The organism is Pseudomonas sp. SED1 (assembly GCF_034044025.1).
GTDB lineage: Bacteria > Pseudomonadota > Gammaproteobacteria > Pseudomonadales > Pseudomonadaceae > Aquipseudomonas.
The window spans coordinates 1-5,536 of the sequence record NZ_JAXCIS010000220.1 but is presented as its reverse complement, the minus strand read 5'-3'; the positions used below and the strand labels follow the sequence as shown (position 1 = coordinate 5,536).

Below are 5,536 nucleotides of genomic sequence, written 5' to 3'. Positions count from 1 at the left end.
ACCGCGGTGTGTCAGGTCATGCGAGCGCAGTCTCGGCAGGCGACACGATACTGGTCTTGCCCCCACGGGACTTACCGGAACTCAGGTACTCGGCAATCGACTCCTGGGTCACTTCCCCCAGAAACACCCGCTCCGCATCCATCACCGGCAACCACGAGCGGTTGAACTCGTACATGCGCGACAACAGGATGCGCAAATGCTCGTCATACGCCGCCGTGGCGTTGAACTCGCGCAGGTATTGGCCGCAGGTACCTGTCTGACGATGCAGATCGCGACGTCGTACATAGCCCAGCGCCTTGTTCTCGGCATCGGTAACCACCACGTAGCGACGGTCCAGCTCGTCCATCTGCTCCAGGGCGTCCGCCACTGGCGTCTCCGGGCTGACCGACGGCGCGTTGTCCGCCGCATCTTCGGCTTTCACCAGCAACAGACGCTTGAGGGTGCTGTCCTGGCCAACGAAATTGCTGACGAACTCGTCGGCAGGGTGGGCCAGCAGGGTGTCCGGGTGATCGATCTGCAGCAGCTTGCCGGCACGGAAGATCGCGATTTTGTCGCCCAGCTTGATGGCTTCGTCGATGTCGTGGCTGACCATAATCACGGTCTTGTTCAGCGCGCGCTGCATCTCGAAGAATTCGTTCTGGATCATCTCGCGGTTGATCGGGTCGACCGCGCCGAACGGCTCATCCATCAGCAGCAACGGTGCATCCGCCGCCAGGGCGCGGATCACGCCAATCCGCTGTTGCTGGCCGCCGGACAGTTCACGCGGGTAGCGGTGCAGGTACTGCTTGGGTTCCAGCTTGATCATGCTCATCAATTCGCGGGCGCGGTCATGGCATTTCTGCTTGTCCCAGCCCAGCAGCTTGGGCACCACCACGATGTTCTCTTCGATGGTCATGTTCGGGAACAAACCGATCTGCTGGATCACGTAGCCGATGTTGCGACGCAGGGTCACTTCGTCCAGGTCGGTGGTGTCTTCACCGTTGATCAGGATCTTGCCCGAGGTCGGCTTGATCAGGCGGTTGATCATTTTCAGCGTGGTGCTCTTGCCGCAGCCCGACGGGCCGAGGAATACGCAAATTTCGCCTTCGTTGACGGTCAGGCTTACGGAATCAACGGCGGTAATGGTCTTACCGTTGCTTTGGAAGGTCTTGGTCAGGTTTTGAAGTTCGATCATTTGAGCAGTCCTTTTGGAGTCAGCGTGCGTTGCAGCCATTGCAGAAGCAGGTCGGCGAAGATGGCCAGGAGACTGACCAGTACGGCGCCAACGATCAGCATCGACATGTCGCTGCGGCTGATGGAAGCCAGAATTAGTACACCCAGGCCACCGGCGCCGATGGTGGCGGCGATGGTCATCACACCAATGTTCATCACCACGGCGGTGCGCACACCGGCGAGGATCACCGGCACGGCAATCGGCAACTCGACCATGCGCAGGCGCTGGCCGAAGGTCATGCCGATGCCTTTGGCGGCTTCGCGGATGCCTGGCTCAACGCCGGTGAGGGCGAGGTAGGTGTTACGCATGATGGGCAACAGGGAATAGAGGAACACGGCGGTGATCGCCGGCATCGGCCCCAGGCCCTGGCCGAACTTGGAATAGAACGGCAGCAGCAGGCCGAACAGCGCAATCGACGGCACGGTCAGCAGCACGGTGGCGCTGGCTTGCAACGGGCCGGCCAAGGTCGGGAAGCGGGTCATCAGCACGCCCAGAGGCACGCCTACGACGATTGCCAGGATCACTGCAATGCCGACCAGGGTGATGTGCTGCCAGGTCAGTTGCAGGACGAGTGCCCAATCAAGATGGGAAAAGGCGTTCAGGAATTCCATGTCTTCTCCTCTTAGTTGATCGGATGCTGGCGCAGAAAATCTGCGGCCACAGCGGATGGGCTTTCATGGTCGACGTCGACCCGCGCATTCAGCTGGCGCATGGTTGCGTCGTCGAACAGCGCGGCCAAGGGCGCAAGGTCTGCGGCCAGTTGCGGGTGGGCGTCGAGGTAAACCTGACGCACCACGGGGGCTGCGGTGTAGTCCGGGAAGTAATGCTTGTCGTCATCCAGCAGCTTCAGTTTGAAGGCGTTCAGGCGACCGTCGGTGGTGTAGACCAAACCGGCAAACACCTGGCCATTTCGCAGCGCGGTGTAAACCAGGCCGGCGTCCATCTGGCGGGTGTTTTTGCGGGTCAGGTTCATCTCGTACAGCTTGACCATGCCGGCCATGCCGTCGGAACGGTTGGCGAACTCGGTGTCCAGGGCCACCAGGCGGTTTTCCTTGGTTTTCTCGGCCAGTGCCGCAGTCAGGTCGCTGATGCTGTTGATCTGCGGGAATTCCTTGGCCACGTTCTCTGGTAATGCCAGCGCGTAGGTGTTGCTGAATTTCGACGGGGAGAGCCAGACCAGGCCTTTTTTCGCATCGAGTTCTTTCACTCGGGCGTAGGACTGTTCGCTGTCGAGCTTCTCGTCGACATGGTTGTAGGCCACCAGCGAAACGCCGGTGTATTCCCAGATCAGGTCCAGTTGCCCGCTTTCCTGGGCACTGCGTGCCAGGTTGCTGCCCAGGCCGCCGGTCACACGGGTGTCGTAACCCTTGGTGCGCAGGTACTGGGAAGTGATTTCGGCGAGCAGGGTCTGTTCAGTGAACACCCGGGCGCCGATACGAATGACCGGTTTTTCAGCGGCTTGCGCAAACCCTGCGAACAGCAGGACGCAGCTCAATATCAATGTCAGTTTTTTCATGTGAATTCCTGTTTCAGGCCTAAGACGGGGCCAAAGCCTTAAGACGGACGCAACCCGCGTTCCAGCCAAAGGCGGCTGGCCATGGTCACCAGACCGTCGAGCAGCAAGGCCAGCAGCGCGGTGCACGCGGCGCCGAGCAGCAGTTGCGGCTGATTGTTCAGGGCAATGCCGGGGAAGATCAGGCTGCCCAGGCTGTTGGCGCCAATCAGGAACGCCAGGGGCGCGGTACCGACGTTGATCGCCAGGGCCACGCGCACACCGCCGATGATGATCGGCACGGCGTTGGGCAGTTCCACGCGAAACAGCACTTGGCGCGGCGTCATGCCGATGCCGACGGCGGCTTCTTTCAGGGAACCTTGAACGTTTTTCAGGCCTTCATAAGTGTTGCGCACGATGGGCAGCAACGAGGCGAGGAACAGCGCGAAGATCGCGGGGCCGCTGCCGATGCCGAGGACACCGAGGGCGATGGCCAGTACGGCCAGGGGAGGAACGGTATTGCCGATGTTGAAGATCTGCATGAAGCGTTCTGCACGCCCGACCATATTCGGTCGGCTGAGCAGGATACCGGCGGGAATCCCTACGATCAGGGCGGCCAGCATCGAAACAACGACGAGGATCAAGTGAGCTTGCAGGTAAAACAACAAATCGTCGCGGTACAGTTCGATCGTGTTGATGCCGATCCAGTGGACCAGCAGGGCCAGGAGAGCGACGACAACCGCTCCTCCTATAAGCCCTTTGCCATAGCGAATAGCCACAGGCGGACTCCTTTTTTCTTCTGTCGGCGAACACATTTCCGAGCGGCAATGCCATTCCTGGCTGTCGGCAAATATGGTCGCGAAATGCAGCTCGCCAATACCGGCAACGCGGTATGAGGTCGAGCCATGAGCGCAGCCTCGTCAGGCTAACTTGCTGATTTTTCAGCCCCTGTTACGAGTGCGATAGCAGGGGAGTGGACGTCTCTACCTTTTAAAAGGTTCCATACTTGGCAGCAATTAGCCACCCCCAATGGGGTGAACGGTGGTCTGTAACCCCGGGTTTGCGCTATACTCGCCGCCCTTTTTTGACTCACCTGCCAGGCGATTTCCCATGACCCACCAGGCCGCCGAAGTCGCGAAACGCCGCACTTTCGCCATTATTTCCCACCCCGATGCCGGTAAAACCACCATCACCGAAAAGCTGTTGCTGATGGGCAAGGCGATCGCGGTGGCCGGCACGGTGAAATCCCGTAAATCCGACCGCCATGCCACCTCCGACTGGATGGAAATGGAAAAGCAGCGTGGTATCTCCATTACCACGTCGGTCATGCAGTTCCCGTATCGCGACCACATGATCAACCTGCTCGACACCCCGGGCCACGAAGACTTCTCCGAAGACACCTACCGCACCCTGACCGCGGTGGACTCGGCACTGATGGTCCTCGACGGCGGTAAAGGCGTTGAGCCACGTACCATCGCGCTGATGGACGTTTGCCGCCTGCGGGACACGCCGATTGTCAGCTTTATCAACAAACTCGACCGTGACATTCGCGACCCGATCGAACTGCTGGACGAAATCGAAGCCGTCCTGAAGATCAAGGCCGCGCCGATCACCTGGCCGATTGGTTGCTACCGCGACTTCAAGGGCGTGTACCACCTGGCCGACGACTACATCATTGTGTACACCGCCGGCCATGGCCACGAACGTACCGATGTGAAAATCATCGAGAAGCTCGACTCCGACGAAGCCCGCGCCCACCTGGGTGACGAGTACGACCGGTTTGTCGACCAGCTGGAACTGGTGCAGGGCGCCTGCCACGAGTTCAACCAGCAGGAATTCCTCGACGGCCAGCTGACGCCGGTGTTCTTCGGTACCGCCCTGGGTAACTTCGGTGTCGATCACGTGCTCGACGCCGTGGTCAATTGGGCACCCAAGCCGCTGGCACGTGTTGCCAACGAGCGTACCGTTGAACCCGTGGAAGAGAAGTTTGCCGGCTTCGTGTTCAAGATCCAGGCGAACATGGACCCGAAACACCGTGACCGTATTGCCTTTATGCGTATCTGCTCCGGCAAATATGAAAAAGGCATGAAGATGCGCCACGTGCGTACCGGCAAGGACGTGCGCATCGGTGACGCCCTGACCTTCTTCTCCTCCGAGCGTGAGCAACTGGAAGAAGCGTTTGCCGGTGACATCATCGGCTTGCACAACCACGGCACCATCCAGATCGGCGACACCTTCACCGAAGGTGAAGTGCTGGGCTTTACGGGTATTCCGCACTTCGCCCCGGAACTGTTCCGCCGCGTACGCCTGCGTGACCCGTTGAAATCCAAGCAACTGCGCCAGGGTTTGCAGCAGTTGGCGGAAGAGGGCGCCACCCAGGTGTTCTTCCCGGAGCGCAGCAACGACATCATCCTCGGCGCCGTTGGTGTGCTGCAGTTCGATGTGGTGGCCAGCCGTTTGAAAGAGGAATACAAGGTGGAATGCTCCTACGAGCCGATCACCGTGTATTCCGCGCGTTGGATTGATTGCAGCGATAAGAAGAAGCTGGAAGAGTTCAAGGTCAAGGCTGTGGAAAACCTCGCGATCGACGGCGGTGGGCACCTGACCTACCTGGCCCCGACCCGGGTCAACCTGGCGCTGATGGAAGAGCGTTGGCCGGATGTGAAATTCCGTGCGACTCGCGAACACCATTAAGGGTTAGCGGTGGACGAAAGGGCGAGGCTGTCATGGCTTCGCCCTTTTTTTGTGTGGGCAGGGGTAGGTGGGGTGTATATCCGTTATTTGGGTGATGGCTGGTATGGGTTCCGCTCTTACAGCGGCTCACTTTTGAA

5 protein-coding genes are annotated in these 5,536 nt (G+C 59.7%); 1 reads left to right on the top strand and 4 read right to left on the bottom strand.

Translation table 11 applies throughout. The features are described 5' to 3' along the window. Positions 1 to 16: 16 nt before the first annotated feature. The 4 genes from SNL23_RS27650 to SNL23_RS27635 are packed head-to-tail and all read right to left on the bottom strand — an operon-like array spanning position 17 to position 3,520. Entirely contained in the window at positions 17 to 1,174 is a 1,158-nt protein-coding gene (locus SNL23_RS27650) for an osmoprotectant ABC transporter ATP-binding protein OsmV (RefSeq protein ID WP_008437274.1), read from the bottom strand. Further along, the gene (locus SNL23_RS27645; RefSeq protein ID WP_010175055.1) at positions 1,171 to 1,824 is read right to left on the bottom strand and encodes an ABC transporter permease; all 654 of its coding nucleotides are present in this window, start codon (positions 1,822 to 1,824) and stop codon (positions 1,171 to 1,173) included. Before SNL23_RS27645 ends, SNL23_RS27650 begins: the two co-directional genes overlap by 4 nt. An 11-nt stretch (positions 1,825 to 1,835) precedes the next feature. Beyond that, on the bottom strand, positions 1,836 to 2,729 hold the full coding sequence (locus SNL23_RS27640; RefSeq protein WP_076016504.1) for a glycine betaine ABC transporter substrate-binding protein: 894 nt from the start codon (positions 2,727 to 2,729) through the stop codon (positions 1,836 to 1,838). Between the two features lie 38 nt (positions 2,730 to 2,767). Then, positions 2,768 to 3,520 carry an ABC transporter permease gene (locus tag SNL23_RS27635; protein WP_412104280.1) on the bottom strand — a complete coding sequence of 251 codons (753 nt, stop codon included), beginning with the start codon at positions 3,518 to 3,520 and terminating at the stop codon, positions 2,768 to 2,770. A 295-nt stretch (positions 3,521 to 3,815) separates the two neighbouring features. On the opposite strand from SNL23_RS27635, the gene SNL23_RS27630 reads away from it, so the two are divergent. After that, positions 3,816 to 5,399 carry a peptide chain release factor 3 gene (locus tag SNL23_RS27630; RefSeq protein WP_318304294.1) on the top strand — a complete coding sequence of 528 codons (1,584 nt, stop codon included), beginning with the start codon at positions 3,816 to 3,818 and terminating at the stop codon, positions 5,397 to 5,399. Positions 5,400 to 5,536 lie beyond the last annotated feature (137 nt).

Excerpts from the sequence above, each read along its gene's own strand:
- SNL23_RS27650 (WP_008437274.1), bottom strand. The coding sequence starts at position 1,174 with ATGATCGAACTTCAAAACCTGACCAAGACCTTCCAAAGCAACGGTAAG.
- SNL23_RS27635 (WP_412104280.1), bottom strand. The coding sequence starts at position 3,520 with ATGTGTTCGCCGACAGAAGAAAAAAGGAGTCCGCCTGTGGCTATTCGC.
- SNL23_RS27645 (WP_010175055.1), bottom strand. The coding sequence starts at position 1,824 with ATGGAATTCCTGAACGCCTTTTCCCATCTTGATTGGGCACTCGTCCTG.
- SNL23_RS27630 (WP_318304294.1), top strand. The coding sequence starts at position 3,816 with ATGACCCACCAGGCCGCCGAAGTCGCGAAACGCCGCACTTTCGCCATT.
- SNL23_RS27640 (WP_076016504.1), bottom strand. The coding sequence starts at position 2,729 with ATGAAAAAACTGACATTGATATTGAGCTGCGTCCTGCTGTTCGCAGGG.